Origin of the sequence: Curtobacterium sp. NPDC090217, from assembly GCF_044746705.1 — a bacterium.
Classification (GTDB): domain Bacteria; phylum Actinomycetota; class Actinomycetes; order Actinomycetales; family Microbacteriaceae; genus Curtobacterium.
Map to the genome: position 1 here is coordinate 300680 of NZ_JBIVCR010000002.1, position 17709 is coordinate 318388.

Here is a 17709-nt window from a genome sequence, read left to right on the forward strand (position 1 = left end):
GGGCGCGACCACCTCGGTGTGGTCACTCGGCGATCTGCCCGTCCGGATGGGTTCAATCCAATTGATTGACAAATTCGCTTGGTCAGGAATGCTAGGGACCATGCACGAGCTTCGTCAAGCACCGGGTCGCTGAGATGTCTGCAGGGCAGAACGCGACCCACATCGCGGCGCACAACCGCGCCGTGGTGCTCGACGTCGTGCGTCGCGACGGTCCCGTGACCCGGTCGGCGCTGACCACCCGGACGGCACTGACCGCCCAGACCGTGTCGAACATCGCGGCCCGACTCCTCGCCGACGGCCTGGTCCGGGAGACCGGCACCGCAGTCCGAGAGACCGGCGCAGCAGTCCGGGAGACCGGCGCGGCGGTCCGGGTTGCCGGCCCGGTCGCCGGCCGACGCCTCGAACTCGCGCCGGACGGTCGCTTCGCCGTCGGCGTCCACCTCGACCCCGCGCAGGTCTCCGCGGTGCTCCTGGACCTCGCAGGCGGGCTCGTCGCCGAGCAGCACCTCGGCGCGGCCGACGTCGACGATCCCTCGTCGACGCTCGACGCGATGGCCGGCGCGGTCGACGACCTCGTGACAGCCGCTCGGATCGACCGCGCGCGCGTGGCCGGCATCGGTGTCGCGGCACCCGGCCCCATCGAGCAGGACCGCGCGGCGCTCGGCGCTCCCGTGCAGCTCGCCTCGTGGTCCGGCGTCCCGATCGCCGCCGAACTCGCGGAGCGCACCGGGCTCCCCGTCCGCATCGAGAAGGACGTCGTCGCGAGTGCCCTCGCCGAGTGGTGGACGGCGCGGTCGACCGAGGACCTGGTGTCGGTGTACCTCGGGCACGGCGTCGGAGCGGGCATCGTGGTCGGTGGCGAGGTCGTCCGCGGCAGTACCGGAAACGCGGGGGAGTTCGGCGGCATCCCCGTGCACGCGCACGGCGGCTGGACCGAGCTCTGGGAGGCCTGTCAGCCCCTCCAGCAGGTCCGGCGCGGGGTGGGCGCCGGGTTGCTCCCACCGGTCGCCGAGGACCCGGCGTCCGTCCGGGCCGCGTTCGAACAGCTGTGCGCGCTGCCTGCGGCACGGCCGCTCCTCGCCGAGGCCGGCGCGGCGCTGGGGTCGGCACTCGTCCACGTCGTCGAGCTCCTCGACGTGCAGCGCGTGGTCGTCGGCGGAAGCGCAGCACTCGCCGGCGGCGCGACCCTCCTCGACGCACTGCACGCGCGGCTCTTCGAACGCCTGGGTTCGCGTCGCGCGCCAGCGGTGGCGTTCACGGCGCTCGGTGAGGACGTCGTCGCCCGCGGCGCGGCGTGCGCCGTGCTGCTCACGTCCGCCCCGGCCGGTCCCGTCGCCCCCGCGGTGCGGCAGGTCCGGACGGGAGGCCCGGCTCGGCCCCGGGACATCGCCCACCCCTGGTAGGCGGTCGCGGAAGCGTCCGTCTCAGACGCCGAGGCGGAGGAGGAGCGGGCCCAGCAAGCCGATCACCCAGATCGCGACGATGGCGGCGGCGCCGATCGCGAGGCCGCGTCGCTTCCAGCGCCGCCTCGGCGTCGCCGGCTGCTCGCCCCACATCTGCGTGCGGACCATCATCCGGTTCGCCTCGCCGACGAGCTGCCGGATCTGCGGGTCGTCCATGTCGAGACGGCCCTCGCGCGCGTGTTCGGCGATCGCGGCTGCCTCGTCCAGGGACAGCCCGTCGCTCGTGCTCCCGGGACCGGTCATGACGTCATCGTCCCACTCCGGAGCGCGCTCGGCACACGGGTGCGCTGCACGGCGAGGTCGAGGGGGATCCCGCGCTGCAGCTCGATGACGTCCTCGCTCGTGATGACCGCGCCGTCGACGGTCGGCAGGTCCAGGTAGGTCCGTCGGACCACATGGGCGAGGGCGTCGTCCGACGGCGGGGTGTGTCCGTCGGCGAACTGCCAGTGCTCCGGGTTCCGACGGAGTTCGACGGCCTCGTCGACCGTGGCCGGGTCGGCGAGCAGCACCGCCCAGAGCTCGTCGTCGGTCAGCCCGGCGAACCGGGAGGGGGTGAGCGTCCCCGCGTCGAGCACGCGCGTCACCAGCGACCGGAGCACGACGTTCGGGACGATGTTCGCCTCGGACCGCTGCGCCCGGGCCTCGCGCACCGCGAGGTCCACCACCGCGGCGGCGGTCGCGGCGTCGGTGTCGACGGTGCCGTCGACGAGCCGCAGCCGGCCGAGGAGCTCCGCGGGCGGCGAGGTCGTCCGGCCGTGCGCCTGACCACTGCGCAGGAACGAGTCGAGGTGGTCGAGCTTCAGGCCGCCGCGCCGGTTCGTCAGCGGGGACGGCAGTGCGCCGTCGTCCGTGCTGATCACGGCCTCCGGATCGATGCCGCCGTCGTGCAGCACGTCGGCGAGCCCGCGGACCGCCGCGCGACCGAGCGTGTGGTGGTCGAGGCCGCCGAGCCCCTCGAGCGTGTGGCTGAACGGCAGGTGCCCGACGTCGTGCAGCAGACCGGTGACCCGGGCGAGCGCATCGTCCGGGGCGAAGTGCGCCACGAGGGCGAGGACCCCGAGCGAGTGCTCGAGGCGCGTGTACGTCTGCGTCGTGGTGATCGACGCCGCGCCCGCGTGGGCGATGAACGCGAGCCGCCGGACCGGCCACGTCGTGAGGACCGTCCGTTCGAGGGGCGTCAGCCGGACCTCGATGCGCCAGAGCGGGTCGAACCACACACTGTCGATGCCCAGTGTGTCCACTGCGTCGCCGTGCACGTGACCTCCTCGACCCTGCCGACCTCACGCTACCGGGGGACGGCCCGCACGGTCGATGGACAGCGCCGTGCGCGTACGAACGGGCACATGGCACATCGATTCCGCGGTCAGGTCGTCGTCGTCACCGGAGCCTCGAGCGGCATCGGGCGAGCGGCGGCACACGAGTTCGCACGAGCGGGCGCGACGGTGGTCCTCGCTGCGCGCAGCCACGAGAGTCTCGAGGCCGCCGCGGAGGAGTGCCGACGGTTGGGTGCCGAGGCCCTCGCGATCACGACGGACGTCGCGGACGAGCAGCAGGTGGCGGACCTCGTGGGCACCGTCACGAGCCGGTTCGGACGGATCGACGTCTTCGTCGGGAACGCGGGCCTGTTCGTCTACGGCCTGTTCGAGCAGACCCCCACCGAGTCGTTCAAGCGGGTCGTCGACACCAACCTGTACGGGCACCTCAACGCGATCACGCACCTCCTGCCGCACTGGCGGCAGCGTGGCCGCGGCACCTACGTCTTCGTCGGGAGCATCCAGTCGCTGTTGTCCGCGCCGTACCAGTCCGCGTACGTGACGAGCAAGCACGCGGCGCTCGGACTGGTCGACGTGCTCGGCGACGAGTTCGCCCACACCGGCATCGAGTTCACCACGCTGATGCCCTCGACGATCGACACGCCGATCTACCAGAACGGCGCCAACTACACGGGCAAGCGGTCCCACCCGCTGCCGCCGACGGTGTCCGTCGAGCGGGCAGGGCGGGCCGTGCTGCGTGCAGCGGCCCATCCGAAGCGGTACCGGTTCGTCGGACGGATCCAGGCGTCGCTCGTGCCGCTGCAGTACGTCTTCCCCGGCCTGTTCCACGCGATCACGGGACCGATGGTGGAGACCTTCGCGCTACGCGGGAAGGGCGAGCCCACCGACGGCAACCTGTGGCAGCCGGCCGAGTCCGGCAACGCCACCGACGGCGGGTGGGTCGCGAAGCGACGGCGCGTCACGCGCCCGCTGCTCGTCGTCGGCGCGGTCGGGGCGGTGCTGGCCCTGGTCGCTGGCAGCCGCCGCCGGTGACGCCGGATGTCGGACGGGTCGCCGCGCGGCCCGGGACGACGTAGCGTCTGGAGCATGACCACGACGACCGAGACCGCGTTCGCAGCCGACTGGCGTGCGTGGCACGACGCGCACGAGGCCGCTCGTGCCGACGAGCACGGCTTCCTCGCCGTCACGAGCATCCACTGGCTGACGTGGACGCCCGAGCGCTTCGACGACGCCCCCGGCGAGTGGTCGACGAGTGACGACGGCCCCGTCGTGGTGCTCGCGGACGGGGAGTCGCTCGAGGTCGACGGCGCCGTCGTCACGGGCACGCACCGGTTCGGGCCGCTCGCGGAGCGCTCGTCCACCACCGTGGTGTGGCGCACCGACGACGAGACGACCGTCGTCGAGGTGGCCCGCCGTGGCGGCAGCGACATCGTCCGCCCGAGGCACCCGTCGAGCCCGATCCGCACCGGGTACCGCGGTACACCGGCGTACGCACCGGACGAGCGCTTCGTCGTCGACGCCCGGTTCACCCCGTTCGACGAGCCGCGCGAGGTCACGGTCGGTTCCGTCGTCGACGGACTCCAGCACGTGTACGCCGCACCGGGGACCCTGTCGTTCGACCTCGACGGGCCGCGGACGCTGCTGGCGTTCAACGGGCACGGCGCCGGGCTGCACGTGCTGTTCACCGACCGGACGAGCGGCGTCACGACGTCCGCGGCGAACCGGAGCCTCAACATCGACGCCCCTGATGCCGAGGGCCGCACCCGCATCGACTTCAACCGTGCGACGAACCTGCCGTGCGCCTACACGGCGCACGCCACCTGCCCGCTGCCACCGGCCGAGAACCGGCTCGACGTCGCGGTCGAGGCGGGCGAGCAGCTCCCGGCCTGAGCGGGTCGGCGGACACCCGAGTGGGTCTCCGGACACATCCGCCCGGACCAGGACGCTGCCGGCGGGGCCGCGACCGTAAGCTCGCGACGTGGCACGGGGGGAACCGACCACCGGTCGGACTGGAGGCGCGGGGCGGGCCGAGGGGGAGCCTCCAGTCCGGTGGGTGGGTACCTTCAGTGCGTCACGCGCGTCCATCCGGACGTCGCGCGCCACGCGCGCGGATCGAACGTGAAGACGCTGCCCATGCCCGGCTGGTCGAGGTCTCTGGAGATCGCCGCCCCGGTGAGGTCTGCGAGGAGGAGCGCGCCGACCGCGCCGTGCGAGACGATCGTGACGTCGGCCCCGTCCGCGGTGTGCCGACGGACGGCATCGACGATGCGGGCCTGCGCGTCGACTGCGCGCTCCCATCCCCGGACCGACTCGGCGGGGCGGGCGAAGAAGGCGTCGACGACCGGTTCGAACTCCGACGGCGGCAGGTAGCCGGTCGCGCTCCGGTCGATCTCGCCGAGGAGTGGGTCGACCGTCGTGGCCAGGCCGACGGTCCGGGCGAGGAGGTCGGCGGTCTCGAGGGCCTTGCGCTCCCCGCTCGAGACGATCCGTGCCGTGCCGGGACGCCACGCGTGGCGGTGTGCAGCAGCGGCGCGGGCACGACCGGTGTCGGACAGGTGCCACGACTCGATCGGCGCAGCGGGATCGACGACGACCTCGGCATGGGTCAGGAAGAACGACGGCATCCGTCGATCATGGCAGTGGGCTGTCGTATCGTGACTGCGTGGAGTTCCCGGGGGAGGCGGACGGCGCGCGTGACGCGTCGACCTCTCCGGGGTCACCCCGGGGCACGCAGGACCAGCAGGACGACACGCCCCGAGAGGCACGGCGCGCTCCGCGCGCTCATCCTCACGGAGGCACCGACAGGTCCCCCGGGAACGCCACGCCCCTCGCCGTCGTCGCCGCCGCGCTGGCCGACGCCTTCCTGGCTGCCGAGGAGTGGACCGCGGACGCGTTGACCGTCGCGGGGTACGACGTCCTCGGTGTCGAGCGGGCGTACGTCGGCCTGTCGGTCGCCGCCGCGCTCGACGCGTACCCACGGCCACCGGTGGACGCACCGCGGCAGCTCGCGGCGGTGCTCGCCCGTGCGCCCCGACTGGCGACGTTGCACCGGTCGCGGGAGCAGGTGCGGCCCGTTCGGGTCCTCGCACGGCAGGCGGTCCCGGTGCGGGCACGGCCCGAGACGGCGAGTCGGCTGCTGGTCGACACGCTGCCGGAACTGGCCCGGGCGCTGGACCTCACCGTCGGGCGGCTCTTGTGGCTCGCGGACACCAGAGGGTGGAACCGGAGCCGTGGGCCGTCGAGCCCACTGCACCACCACCGGCACGAGTGGGTGCGACGTCCTGGACGCGCGCCTCGGTTGCTCGAGAAGCCGATGGAGATGCTCAAGCGGACGCAACGGACGATCCTCGACGAGCTGCTCGTCGCGCTGCCCGTCCACGGCGCCGCGCACGGGTTCGTCGCGGGCAGGGGCGTGCTCTCCGGTGCGAGGGCGCACGTGGGACGGGAGGTCGTCGTCTCCGCGGACCTCACCTCGTTCTTCGCGTCGGTCCGCGCTCCCACCGTCTACGGCGTGTTCCGTGCGGCGGGCTTCGCCGAACCCCTCGCCCACGTCCTCACGGGGATCTGCACGCACCGGGTCCCGCCCCACGTGCTCACGGCGATGCCGGACGGCGGCGACCCGGACGAGCGGGCGGCGCTCCGACGATCCCTCGCCGAAGCGCACCTGCCGCAGGGCGCACCGACGTCCCCCGCGTTGGCCAACCTGGCGCTCCGGCACCTGGACGCGCGGCTCGACGGCTGGGCGACGGCGGTGGACGCGACCTACACCCGCTACGCGGACGATCTGGTGTTCAGCGGTGGTGATCGCCTGGCGAGCCGGACGGATGCGTTCCTCCGCGGCGTCGACAGGATCGTCCGCGAACAGGGCCATCGACTGAACCCACGGAAGACCCGTGTCCGCCGACACGGTGTGCGGCAGTCGGTCACGGGCGTGGTCGTGAACGCACGGACCGCACCCGGTCGGCGAGAGGTCGATCGGTTGCACGCGGAACTGCACAACTGCGTCGTGCACGGTCCGACATCGCAGAACCGATCAGGGCACCCCGCCTTCCGCGAACACCTGCTCGGGCGGATCGGATGGGTCGAGCAGGTGCACCCGGGGCGGGCGCGACGGCTCCGGGAGGAGTTCGCACGCATCTCGTGGTGACTGGTCCTCGGCAGGTCACTCCAGGTCGTCGGCCGCGGTGGGGTCGACCGCGCGGACGCCGTCGACCTCGCCGAGCTGTGCGAGCAGCATGCCGGAGTCCCGCGGTCCGGTGACCTCCAGCCGGACCGCGGTCGTCTCGTCACGGTCGCTCTCCTGCTGGACGAGCCGGCCGACGTGCCAGCCGCTGGCGGTGACGAGCGTCAGGACCTTCGGCAGCACGCCTCGGCCCGAGTCGTACAGCACGTCGAGCGTCAACGACGACTCCGCTGAACGGGGGAGCGCGCGGATGAGTGCCGTGTAGCCGAACACCACCACGAAGTGCAGGGCGGTGACGACGAGGGCGAGCAGCCAGAGTCCGGCGCCGGCGGCCATGCCGATCGCCGCGGTCTCCCACACGGACGCCGCGGTGGTGAGCCCGCGGACGGCTCCACGGCGCGTCAGGATCAGCCCGGCGCCGAGGAACCCGACGCCTGAGACGATCTGGGCCGCGACGCGCGACGGGTCGAGGACGACGTGGCCGGCGAGCAGGACGTCGCTGAAGCCGTACTTGCTGACGAGCAGCATCAGGGCAGAGGCCGTGCCGACGATGGTCTGCGTGCGGATGCCCGCGCTCTTCGACCGGAGCTGCCGTTCGAGTCCGATGAGCGACGCGAGGGCGAACGCGAGCAGGACCTCGCCGATCTGCACCAGCCCCTGTCCGGCGAACGGCGCGGTCAGGTCGTGGATGGTCATCGCGTCGACGCTACTCTCCCCGTTTCGCGGCGAACCGCCCGGAAGCGGTTCGGGCCGCGGCTTGCGTCCCCGCAGCGGGAAGCGACCCCATCTGATCGATCGATCGGATGACCGCAGCCGAGCGGCGTGCTGCCGCGTCGAGGAAGGCGGTGCGGAACGAGTCGTCGACGCCGACCTGGGCGCCCGCGAGCGCGCGCAACCCGTCGGAGATCGCGTCGGGGAACGCCGACGCGATCGAACGGGCGCGCTCGACGACCCACTGCGGGTCCACGCCGACTTCTGCCGCCGTCCGGGCGACGTGCCGCGCCTGTGTTGAGTCGACCCGGTAGTCGGAACCGAGTTTCATCGCGAGCTTGACCTGCTTCGGGTGCATGCCGTCGACACGTTCGTACGCGAGGGCCGACGCCGCGTCGTACATCGGTGCCAGGTCGCTTCCCCGCGCGGTGTGGAGGAGCGAGGAGTTCTTGGCGTGCGCGTCCGTACTGACGGCGACCCAGTGGAAGACCACGCCTTCCATGAACCGCATGATGCCCTCGGTGGCTGCCCGGCCGCGCAGGGCGTCGTGGAGGAGGCCTGCGCAGCTCCGGATGCCCGGCCCGCCGTCGGACTCGTACTTCGTCTCCGGGTCGATGCCGAGCGCCTGGACGAGGTCCTCCTGATGGACACGCTCGACCGTGCCGTCGGGGCGACGCACCCGGTCGTACCGCTCCACGGCGAGCACGACCTCGTCGCCGAAGCGCTCGATCGTGGTCGCCGCAGCGTCGATCCCGACGGCACGCGCTGCCCGTTGCGTGAGGTGCTCGACGACCCCCTGGTGTGGAAGGCCGAAGATCCCGGGCTTCAGGATGTGCGTCGACGGCTCGCTGCCCCACGGGACGGTCCACCCGTCATCCGTGCGTCGCAAGGCGAACTTCGACTGCATCCCGGCGAGCGAGAAGTAGCCGCCGTGGTCCGCTGGCATCGCCCAGGCCGACGGATCACCGCGCAGGGCCGCGAGATGCTCGGCGACGTCGGCGTCGTCGACGGGTTCGAGACCGCCGGGGAGATCGAGGTCGTCGCTCGTCGTGGTCGAGAACTGCACGGCGCCCGCGCAGTCCAGGCCGATGTGCCTGAGCAGGCCGAGCGGCGTGTTCGCCGTCTGGAACCGGGCTGCCCAGCGGCTGCGGACCCGCGCGTCGTCGGGGAGGAGCCCCTGCAGGTACGCCGACACCCGCGGACCTTCGTGCACGCGCTGTGACTTCACGAGTCCTGCGCTCAACTCGAGCCGGCCAGAGGACCGTCTCCACTCGTCGTCGAAGGTCAGTCGGTGTGCACCGTCGGACTCGGCGACGGACCCGATGCGTCGTCCCCCCAGGTACACGCCGAGGTCGATGTCAGGCATCGGCCGGCTCCGAGGTGAGCAAGGCGGTCAGGTCGAGGACCGCGAGGAGTCGCAAGACGGTGGCGAGCTCGGCGACCGAGGTGGATCGACCGTTCTCGAAGTTCGACACCCACTGCCGGCTCGTCCCCAACTCGGCTGCGACGTCCGCCTGGGTCGCGCCGAGCATAGTCCGTCGTTCCCGGACGATGTTCGCCCAGTCGATGACGCGATCTGCGATCATGAGGTCTCCGTGTCCGTCGAGGGTGACATGGGGCGGCGTGTCCGTCGAACGTAACATCGGTCGTCGTGTCCGTCAACGCTGACACGAACGACGTGCCGCTCCGGTGTGACGCCCGGTTTCGCCGCGTTGCACGAGGTTGCGGCAGCGGTGTCCGGCTGTGCGCGCGGTCGGTAGCGTGCGCCGCATGTGCCCGAGTGAGATCCCAGCAGACGACCGGTACGACGAGCTCATCGCGCCGCTCCGGCCCGTGATCGAGCGGATCGGACTCGACGCGTTCGAGCGGGAGCGTGACGAGCGCCTCGCGACGGAGCAGCTCGGGTGGCTCGTCGACGCCGGGTTCGCGCGGTGGCGGACCCCGGAGGACTGGGGCGGCGTCGGCGCTCGGCTTTCCGACCTGTTCCGCGCCGTCGCCGAGATCGCCGAGGTGGACCCGAACCTGGCGCACGTGTGGCGGAACCACTTCTCGTTCGTGGAGGACCGCGTGCACGCGGACGGCGGCGCCGCGGACCGGGAGCTCGTCGGGCGGCTCGGTGGCGGCGAGGTCGTCGGGGGCGGGTGGAGCGAGACGCCGAACGCCAGCGGGGAGCGCATCACCACGACCGCGCGCCGGGACCCGGACGGCGGCTGGCGGATCAGCGGCGCGAAGTTCTACTCGACGGGCAGCGTCTACGCCAGGTGGATCACGGTGATGGCGATCGACGAGGCGGGGGAGCAGGTCGTGGCGCTCGTCGACGCCGAGGACCCCGACGTGGTGGTCGGTGACGACTGGGACGGCTTCGGGCAGCGCATCACCGGCAGCGGCAGCGTGCGGTACACCGACGTGCACGTCCCGGACGAGCGCGTGCACCCGTTCGCCACGCGGTACCCGTACCAGGAGCAGTACTACCAGACCTTCATGCACGCGATCCTCGTCGGCATCGGGCGTGCGGCGCTCCGCGACGGTGTCGCCGCCCTGCGCGCCCGTGCCCGTGGACACCACAACGGGACCGAGGCCCGTCCCACACACGACCCGGAGCTCCTCGGTGTCGTCGGGACCGTCGCCGCGCGCGTGTACGCGGCGGATGCGGCGTTCGTCGCGAGCCTCCGGTCGATCGACGACACCGTCGACCGCCACGCCGAACTGCGCGCAGCCGGAGCGGAACCGGCGGGGGACGAGACGCTGACCGGGCTGCTGGAGCGGAGTTGGATCACGGTCGCCCAGGCGCAGACCGTCGTGACCGACTCGGTGCTGGACGCGACGACCGTGGTGTTCGACGCCCTCGGGTCGTCGGGGACCTTCCGATCGATCGGCCTGGACCGGCACTGGCGGAACGCGCGCACCCTGTCGTCGCACAACCCGCGCGTGCACAAGCGGCGGATCGTCGGCGACCACCTGGTGAACGGCGCGAGCCCGCTCGACCGCCGGGACCCGACGGCAGCCGCCGCCCCGTCGACCGCTGACGCCGCGTCCGCGTAACGTCCGGTCGCGCTGCGACGGCCGAGGCGTAATGCCCCGTCATCCCGCGCAACGCGGTGACGCCCACGAGCAGCGGGCTCGTCGCGACCCGTACGGTCGTCCGCAACGGCCCGCCACCCGGCGCTGGGGAGGCGACGGTGGCGGGCCGCTCCCGATTCCCGGAGGACAGATGACGGACACCAGCACACGCATCGCATCGCCGATCCGCGTGCCAGACCCCGACCTCGCGACCGCGGTCCACGAGCCCGGAGGCATCGCCGGACTCGCCGACCGGATCCGGCGCACCGACGCGGACACGGTCGTCCTCGGTGCGGACCGCTTCGTCCAGGAACACGCCGACGGACCTCGGGTCGACCCGACGTCGGCGGCGCTCGCCCTCGGCCGTGCGCTGCCGGCGCACCGGTTCCTGATCGCCGTCGCCCCGACACGGGACCACCCGTACAACGTCGCCCGTCGGGTGCTCTCCCTCGACCACGTGCTCGGCGGTCGCGTGGGGCTGCTCGTCGGTGCCCACGACCACGGCGCGCACGACCCCGCTGCTGACGACGAACGCTCGCACGACCCCGCCGAGTTCGCACGGGTCGTCCGCGGTCTCTGGGCGACGTGGCCGTTCGAAAGCATCGTGGGGGACCGCTCGACCGGGGTGTTCGCGCACACCGACCGCGTCCGGCCGCTCGACCACGACGGCGGCCCCGACGGATACCGCGTGCGTGGCCCGTTGACCACGCCGTCGCGTCCCGGTGGCTCACCCGTGCTCGCGGTCTGGGACGACGTGGACCTGCCGGACGCCGACCTGCGCCTCTCCGCCGCGACCCCCGTCCTGCCGGCGAACGACGTCCTGTCGGCGAACGACGTCCCGCAGGCCGACGCTGCGCGTCCCGGCTCGGCGACCGCCCCATGAGCCGCGACGCCGACGCCGGCCTGGTCCTCGGCGTGAACCTGCAGGGCTTCGGGCAGCGACCGGCCGCGTGGCGGACCCAGGACGTCGCGGCCACCGACCTCCTCACCGCGGCGTTCTGGGAGGACCTCGGGCGCACCGCCGAACGAGGCCTCCTCGACATGGTCTTCCTCGCCGACCACCCCGCCTGGAGCGACCCGAACGTCCGGGCGTACGGGCTGCTCGAGCCGTTCGTCGCCCTCGGAGTGATCGCCGGCGCGACGACGCACCTGGGGCTCGTCGGCACCGCGTCGACGACGTACAACGACCCGGTGGAGCTCGCCGAGCGGACCCTGTCGCTCGACACCGTCTCGGGCGGGCGGGTCGGCTGGAACGCGGTGACGACGTACGACCCCTCGGTGTCCGGGAACTTCGGCGTCGCACGGAACCCCGACCGGCCGGAGCGCTACGCCCGCGCGGGGGAGTTCGTCGACCTCGTCCAGGCGTTGTGGGCGTCCGCCGCCACCGGGGCGACCGTGCACCACCGCGGCGAGTTCCTCACGCACGACGGTGTGCTGCGGACACCACCGTCCGCGCAGGGGCACCCGGTCGTCTTCCAAGCAGGTGGATCGCCGCACGGCCGCGACCTCGCCGCCCGGGTCGCCGAGGGCGTCTTCGCCGTCGAGCTCACCCCGGAGCCGGCTCGGGAGCACCTCCGCGCCGTGAAGCGCGCCGCCGAGACGTACGGCCGGCGGTCCTCCGACGTCACGGTCGTCCCCGGGCTCTCGCTCGTCCTCGGCAGCACCGAGGCCGAGGCCCACGCCCGCTTCGACCACCTCGAGTCCCTGGCGCCGGACGGGTACGCACTCCGGGCGCTCGGCACGCACCTCGACGCCGACCTCAGCGGTCTCGACCCGGCGGCCCCCATCTCGTCGTCGATCCTCGACCGAGAGGTCGACCCCGTCGCGTACGGCCCGTCGCTCGGCTACCACGAGACCGTCGTCCGCTGGGTCCGCGCGAACAACACGAGCCTCCGCGACGTCCTGCGGGGCTTCGGCGGGTACGGCGCGCGGATCGTCGTCGGCACACCGGAGCAGGCTGCGGACACGATCGAGGACTGGTACCGCACCGGTGCCGCGGACGGCGTCAACCTGATGATCGACGAGTTCCCCCGAGGGCTCGAGACCGTCGTGGACGAGCTCGTGCCGATCCTGCAGCGCCGCGGCGTGTTCCACCGTGAGTACGAGGACGTGACCTTGCGCGGCCGCCTGGCCGCGCGCCGTCGCGCCGCGTGACCGCCGGACGGGAGGCGCGGGTCGGGCCCACACCGTGCCTCCCGTCCGCCTGCGCCGGACTGGAGGCGCGGGTCGGGCCCGCACCGTGCCTCCCGTCCGCCTGTCGTTGCGTCTGCAACCGGCGACAGGGTCGCTGTCGTACGACAGCGACCCTGTCGCTTCGCCGCGTGTGCAACTGTTGCAGGCGCGCAGGAGCGACAAGACCGATGTCGTACGACAGCGGCGCTGTCGTTCCGAGTCGGGCCCGCCGCCCCGCCCCGCCCCGCCCCGCGCCCGCCCCCGCCGCGTGACGCCACGTGACGCGCGCCCCGCCGGCCGACGTCACGTGACGAAATCCCCGGTCACGGACTGCAACACCCGTCGCTGATCGGCGCGAGCCGCCATAGCGTCGCAGCCATGACCGACTTCCTCGACCGCGAGCACGACAAGACCTACACCGCCGTCTACAAGCGTGAGACGCCCGACATCCTCGCCGCGTTCGCGCAGTTCGACGGTGCCGTGTTCCAGGCAGAGAACCGGGCGATCCCGCTCAAGTTCCGCGAGCTCATCGCCGTCGCCGTCGGCATCACCACGCAGTGCGTCTACTGCATCGACGCGCACTCGCAGCGCGCCGTGCAGGCCGGCGCGACCGAGGCCGAACTCGCCGAGGCCGCGTGGGTCGCGACCGCGATCCGCGCCGGCGGCGGCTTCGCCCACGGCCGCCTCGGCTTCAAGTTCGGATCCGAAGCGTCCCCCGCACACACCCACTGAGACGGAGCCCACCGTGCCCGATCGCATCACCCTCGTCACCGCGCTGCAGGGTGCCGGGTGGCATCCTGCCGCTTGGCGTGCCGCCGACTCCGACGCGGAGCGGCTCACCTCGCTCCGGCACTGGCGCGACATCGTCGTCGAGCAGGACCGGCTCGGCGTGGACGCCGTGACCATCGAGGACTCGTTCACCGCAGGACCCGAGCGGGATGGCGACCTGGACACGACCACCGTCGTCGGCCGCCTGGACGCCCTGCTGATCGCCGCCGCGGTCGCTCCCGCCACCCGGCAGATCGGCCTGGTACCGACCGTGAGCGTCACGCACACCGAGCCGTTCCACGTCGCGACCAGCCTGCAGACACTCGACCACGTGTCGCTCGGACGTGCCGGCTGGCGGCTCCAGGTGAGCCCGACGGCGCGGGAGGCCGCACTCTTCGGGCGCAGGACCCTGCCGGCCACGCCGGACGACGCCACCGTCGCGGAACTCTTCGCCGAGGCGCGCGAGGTGGCCGAGGTCGTCGACCGCCTCTGGGACAGCTGGGACGACGACGCGATCATCCGCGACGTGACGACCGGGCGGTTCATCGACCGGGACCGGATCCACAACGCGGAGTTCGTGGGGGAGCACGTCTCGGTGCACGGGGCGTCGATCGTCCCGCGGTCACCGCAGGGCCGGCCGCCGGTCTTCTCGCTGGCCCACCGGTCCGACGCGGCCGCACTGGCCGTGGACGTCGCGGACGTCGTGCTGGTCACGCCCGGCTTCGACGGACGGGAGGACCGGGAACTGCTCGCCGAGGTCCGTCACCTCGAACAGGTGGCCGGGTCCACCGCCCCGCGCCCGGTCCTCGCGGACCTCGCGGTGCTCATCGGCTCGTCGTCGGCTGCCGCCGCCGACGAACTCGCCGCCCTCGACGACCTGGCCGGGACCCCGTACGTCTCGGACACGTCGGTGCTGGCGACCACGGTCCCGGACCTGGTCTCGCGGATCGCCGGGCTGCGCGAACTCGGCTACGCCGGGGTGCGGCTCCGCCCGTTGCGCATCCCGACGGACAGCACCGCGATCGCCCGGCAGCTCGTCCCGGCGCTCGTCACGGCCGGACTCCGGGCCGACGTCGCCTCCCGGCCGGCGGCCGACCTGCGCACCCGGCTCGGGATCGCCCCGGCCGTCAGCCGTCACAGCACGGTCCGCACGTCCCGCACGCTCAGCACCGAAGGGGTCTCCGCATGACCACGAAGCGTCAGGTCCACCTCGCCGCGCACTTCCCCGGCGTCAACAACACCACCGTGTGGAGCGACGACCGGGCCGAGAGCCAGATCGCCTTCTCGTCGTTCGAGCACTTCGCGACGAACGCCGAGCGCGGGTTCTTCGACTACCTGTTCCTCGCCGAGGGGCTCCGGCTCCGCGAGCAGAAGGGCCGCATCCACGACCTCGACGTCGTCGGTCGACCGAACACGCTCGCGATCCTCGCCGCCCTGGCCGGGGTGACCGACCACATCGGGCTCGTCGGCACGCTGCAGACCACGTTCAACGAACCCGTCGAACTGGCGAAGCAGCTCGCGACCCTCGACCACCTGACCGGGGGCCGCGCCGGCTGGAACGTCGTCACGAGCTCCGATGCCTTCCACGGCGCGAACTTCCGTCGCGGCGGCTTCCTCGACCCGGCTGACCGGTACACGCGGGCCGCGGAGTTCGTCGACGTCGCCCGCGAGCTCTGGGACTCGTGGCGCACCGACGCGGTCGTGGCGGACCGCGCTGCCGGACGGTTCGCCGACCGGTCCCGGATCCGCGACGTCGACCACCACGGCCCGCAGTTCGACGTCAGCGGTACCTTCCCGGTCCCGCGGAGCCCGCAGGGGCACCCCGTGGTCGTGCAGGCCGGTGACTCCGACGAGGGCCGGGACCTCGCCGCGAGCCGGGCCGACGTGATCTTCTCGCTGCACACCGAGTTCGCCGACGCGCAGGGCTTCTACCGCGACATCGCCGCTCGGCTCGAACGCGTCGGCCGCTCGGAGGACGAGCTGCTCATCCTGCCCGGCGCGACCTTCGTGCTCGGCGACACCGCGGCGGACGCCGAGGAACGAGCCTGGGCGATCCGACGGGCGCAGGTCAGCCCGGCAACGGCGATCGCGTTCCTCGAGCAGGTGTGGAACCGCGACCTGTCCTCCTACGACGTCGACGGCCCGCTGCCCGACGTCGAGCCGGACCTCGACGGCGCCGCGATCACCCGTGGTCGCGCACGCCACACCCGGGACGTCCCCGCGCTCGTGCAGGGTTGGCGGGACCGTGCCGAGGCCGAGCGACTGTCCATCCGGGACCTCGTGATCGAGGTCTCGACCCGCGGCGGGTTCGTCGGGACGCCGTCGCACATCGCGGCGGAGATCGACCGGTACGTCCAGGAGCGCGCGACCGACGGGTTCGTCGTCGTGCCGCACACGAACCCCTACGGGCTCGACGACTTCGTCGACCGCGTGGTCCCGCTGCTGCAGGAGCGTGGCGTGTACCGCTCGTCGTACGAGGACGGTGCCACCCTGCGCGAGACCCTCGGACTGCCCGGCATCCGGACGGGGCGGGAGGTCCTCGCGTGACCACTCCCCTCGCCGTCCTCGACCTCGTCCCGGTCGGCGCCGGTTCGACCCCCGCCGAGGCGCTCCGCAACACCCTCGACCTCGCCCAGCGCGCCGAACATGCCGGGTACGCCAGGTACTGGCTCGCGGAGCACCACCTCAACCCCGGGGTCGCCGGCAGCGCGCCGAACGTCGTGATCGGGGCGATCGCCGCGGCGACGTCCACGATCCGCGTCGGCAGCGCCGCCACCCTCGTCGGGAACCAGCGCGCGTTGCAGATCGCCGAGACGTTCGGCACGCTCACGGGGCTGTACGGCCCGCGCTTCGACCTCGGGCTCGGCCGGTCGGGTGCTCCGGCACCAGGGGCCCCGAAGCCGCCGTCGCTCGCCCCGCGGTCCGACGAGGTCGTGGACGGGCTGCTCGTCCCCGCGCCGTTCGACTTCCGGATCGCGCCGAACAGCCGGTTCGCCCTCCAGGGGACGTTGCTCGGGCGGGTCCCCGGCGACGTCGACGCGTTCGAGGGTGAGGTGTCGCTCCTCAGGGCCTTCCTCGCGGGCACCTACGAGCCCGGTGGCGCGGACGGCGGGTCGGTCGTCGACGCCACGCCCGCTGCCGGCGCCGACGTCGAGCTCTGGGTGCACGGGTCGACCGGTGGGGAGAGCGCGCGGATCGCCGGCGCGCTCGGGTTGCCCTACGGCGCGAACTACCACACGTCGCCGGGCACGGTCCTGGCGTCGGTGGAGGCCTACCGTTCGGCGTTCCGGCCGGGGGTCCTGCCGGCGCCGCACGTCGTCGTGTCGGCTGATGTCGTCGTCGCGGACACCGACGCCGAGGCCGCGCGCCTCGGCTCGGGCTACGCGGCGTGGGTGCACTCGATCCGCTCGGGCGTCGGAGCGATCGCGTACCCGTCGCCGGCCGACGGGGCGGTGCTCGACGCCGAGGTCGCCTCCTCGGTCGGTGACCGGCTGGCGACCCGGTTCGTCGGCGCGCCGTCGGAGGTGGTCTCGCGGCTCGAGACGCTCCGCCGGGTGACGGGAGCGGACGAGCTGCTCGTCACGACGATCACGCACGAGCACGCCGACCGCGTGCGCTCGTACGAGCTCCTCGCCGAGGCGTGGGCAGCGCACGAGTCCGCCCCCGAGGCGGTCGCCGCGCGCTGAGCGCGCCGCGCTCGGCGCGCTCGGCGCCGGGCGTCGGCTGCATCGAGTGCGCGGAAGTGGTGGCTGGTCCGCGTCTCGGATCGCATCTTCTGCGCACTCGGCCGTCGGCCGACCGACCTCCCGGCCGAGTGCGCGGACGTGGCGTCGCACCCGACCTGGGAAGCGGCCTTTGTGCGCACTCGTCGCATGAGGGCCGGCCCTCCACATGCCGGACGGGAGGCTCAGGGCTGGCCGGACCCGAGCCTCCCGTCCGGCGTCGAGTGCGCGGAAGTGGTGGCTGGTCCGCGTCTCGGATCGCACCTTCTGCGCACTCGGCCGTCGGCCGACCGGCCGACCGGCCGACCGCCCGGCCGAGTGCGCGGACGCGGTGTCGTACCCGCCCCGGGAATCGG

17 protein-coding genes are annotated in these 17709 nt (G+C 73.1%); 11 read left to right on the forward strand and 6 right to left on the reverse strand.

All coding sequences use genetic code 11. The features are described from left to right. Positions 1-134: 134 nt before the first annotated feature. On the forward strand, positions 135-1403 hold the full coding sequence (locus ACIPJ2_RS09110; RefSeq protein ID WP_402728546.1) for an ROK family transcriptional regulator: 1269 nt from the start codon (positions 135-137) through the stop codon (positions 1401-1403). A gap of 21 nt (positions 1404-1424) precedes the next feature. Here ACIPJ2_RS09110 and ACIPJ2_RS09115 read toward each other — a convergent pair whose 3' ends face one another. After that, entirely contained in the window at positions 1425-1706 is a 282-nt protein-coding gene (locus ACIPJ2_RS09115) for a hypothetical protein (RefSeq protein WP_281264330.1), read from the reverse strand. Continuing rightward, positions 1703-2719, reverse strand: a complete 1017-nt coding sequence (locus ACIPJ2_RS09120; protein ID WP_402728547.1) for an HD domain-containing protein — start codon at positions 2717-2719, stop codon at positions 1703-1705. The genes ACIPJ2_RS09115 and ACIPJ2_RS09120 overlap by 4 nt, the downstream gene beginning before the upstream one ends. Positions 2720-2806: 87 nt before the next feature. Between ACIPJ2_RS09120 and ACIPJ2_RS09125 the strand changes: the two genes are divergently transcribed. Then, the gene (locus tag ACIPJ2_RS09125; RefSeq protein ID WP_402728548.1) at positions 2807-3769 is read left to right on the forward strand and encodes an SDR family NAD(P)-dependent oxidoreductase; all 963 of its coding nucleotides are present in this window, start codon (positions 2807-2809) and stop codon (positions 3767-3769) included. A 54-nt stretch (positions 3770-3823) separates the two neighbouring features. Then, on the forward strand, positions 3824-4627 hold the full coding sequence (locus ACIPJ2_RS09130) for a DUF1684 domain-containing protein (RefSeq protein WP_402728549.1): 804 nt from the start codon (positions 3824-3826) through the stop codon (positions 4625-4627). 173 nt (positions 4628-4800) lie between these two features. Here the strand turns inward: ACIPJ2_RS09130 and ACIPJ2_RS09135 are convergent, their stop codons facing one another. Next, a complete protein-coding gene (locus ACIPJ2_RS09135) occupies positions 4801-5361 on the reverse strand; it encodes a histidine phosphatase family protein (protein ID WP_402728550.1) in 561 nt (186 codons plus the stop codon). 38 nt (positions 5362-5399) lie between these two features. Between ACIPJ2_RS09135 and ACIPJ2_RS09140 the strand changes: the two genes are divergently transcribed. Further along, positions 5400-6884, forward strand: a complete 1485-nt coding sequence (locus ACIPJ2_RS09140) for a reverse transcriptase family protein (protein ID WP_402728551.1) — start codon at positions 5400-5402, stop codon at positions 6882-6884. Between the two features lie 15 nt (positions 6885-6899). Here ACIPJ2_RS09140 and ACIPJ2_RS09145 read toward each other — a convergent pair whose 3' ends face one another. The 3 genes from ACIPJ2_RS09145 to ACIPJ2_RS09155 are packed head-to-tail and all read right to left on the reverse strand — an operon-like array spanning position 6900 to position 9217. Then, positions 6900-7616, reverse strand: a complete 717-nt coding sequence (locus ACIPJ2_RS09145; RefSeq protein WP_402728552.1) for an MgtC/SapB family protein — start codon at positions 7614-7616, stop codon at positions 6900-6902. Between the two features lie 10 nt (positions 7617-7626). Then, entirely contained in the window at positions 7627-8997 is a 1371-nt protein-coding gene (locus ACIPJ2_RS09150) for a type II toxin-antitoxin system HipA family toxin (protein WP_402728553.1), read from the reverse strand. Next, positions 8990-9217 (reverse strand): helix-turn-helix domain-containing protein, encoded by a 228-nt coding sequence (locus ACIPJ2_RS09155; RefSeq protein ID WP_402728554.1) that lies wholly within the window; start codon positions 9215-9217, stop codon positions 8990-8992. The genes ACIPJ2_RS09150 and ACIPJ2_RS09155 overlap by 8 nt, the downstream gene beginning before the upstream one ends. A gap of 184 nt (positions 9218-9401) precedes the next feature. Between ACIPJ2_RS09155 and ACIPJ2_RS09160 the strand changes: the two genes are divergently transcribed. From ACIPJ2_RS09160 to ACIPJ2_RS09190, 7 genes are all read left to right on the forward strand, one after another. Continuing rightward, positions 9402-10673 (forward strand): acyl-CoA dehydrogenase family protein, encoded by a 1272-nt coding sequence (locus ACIPJ2_RS09160; protein ID WP_402728555.1) that lies wholly within the window; start codon positions 9402-9404, stop codon positions 10671-10673. A 169-nt stretch (positions 10674-10842) separates the two neighbouring features. Then, on the forward strand, positions 10843-11574 hold the full coding sequence (locus ACIPJ2_RS09165; protein WP_402728556.1) for an LLM class flavin-dependent oxidoreductase: 732 nt from the start codon (positions 10843-10845) through the stop codon (positions 11572-11574). Next, positions 11571-12845 carry an NtaA/DmoA family FMN-dependent monooxygenase gene (locus ACIPJ2_RS09170; protein ID WP_402728557.1) on the forward strand — a complete coding sequence of 425 codons (1275 nt, stop codon included), beginning with the start codon at positions 11571-11573 and terminating at the stop codon, positions 12843-12845. Before ACIPJ2_RS09165 ends, ACIPJ2_RS09170 begins: the two co-directional genes overlap by 4 nt. Positions 12846-13241: 396 nt before the next feature. Then, entirely contained in the window at positions 13242-13595 is a 354-nt protein-coding gene (locus tag ACIPJ2_RS09175; protein ID WP_402728558.1) for a carboxymuconolactone decarboxylase family protein, read from the forward strand. Between the two features lie 13 nt (positions 13596-13608). Continuing rightward, entirely contained in the window at positions 13609-14820 is a 1212-nt protein-coding gene (locus tag ACIPJ2_RS09180; RefSeq protein ID WP_402728559.1) for an LLM class flavin-dependent oxidoreductase, read from the forward strand. After that, on the forward strand, positions 14817-16178 hold the full coding sequence (locus ACIPJ2_RS09185) for an NtaA/DmoA family FMN-dependent monooxygenase (protein WP_402728560.1): 1362 nt from the start codon (positions 14817-14819) through the stop codon (positions 16176-16178). The genes ACIPJ2_RS09180 and ACIPJ2_RS09185 overlap by 4 nt, the downstream gene beginning before the upstream one ends. After that, a complete protein-coding gene (locus tag ACIPJ2_RS09190) occupies positions 16175-17317 on the forward strand; it encodes an LLM class flavin-dependent oxidoreductase (RefSeq protein WP_402728561.1) in 1143 nt (380 codons plus the stop codon). Before ACIPJ2_RS09185 ends, ACIPJ2_RS09190 begins: the two co-directional genes overlap by 4 nt. Positions 17318-17709 lie beyond the last annotated feature (392 nt).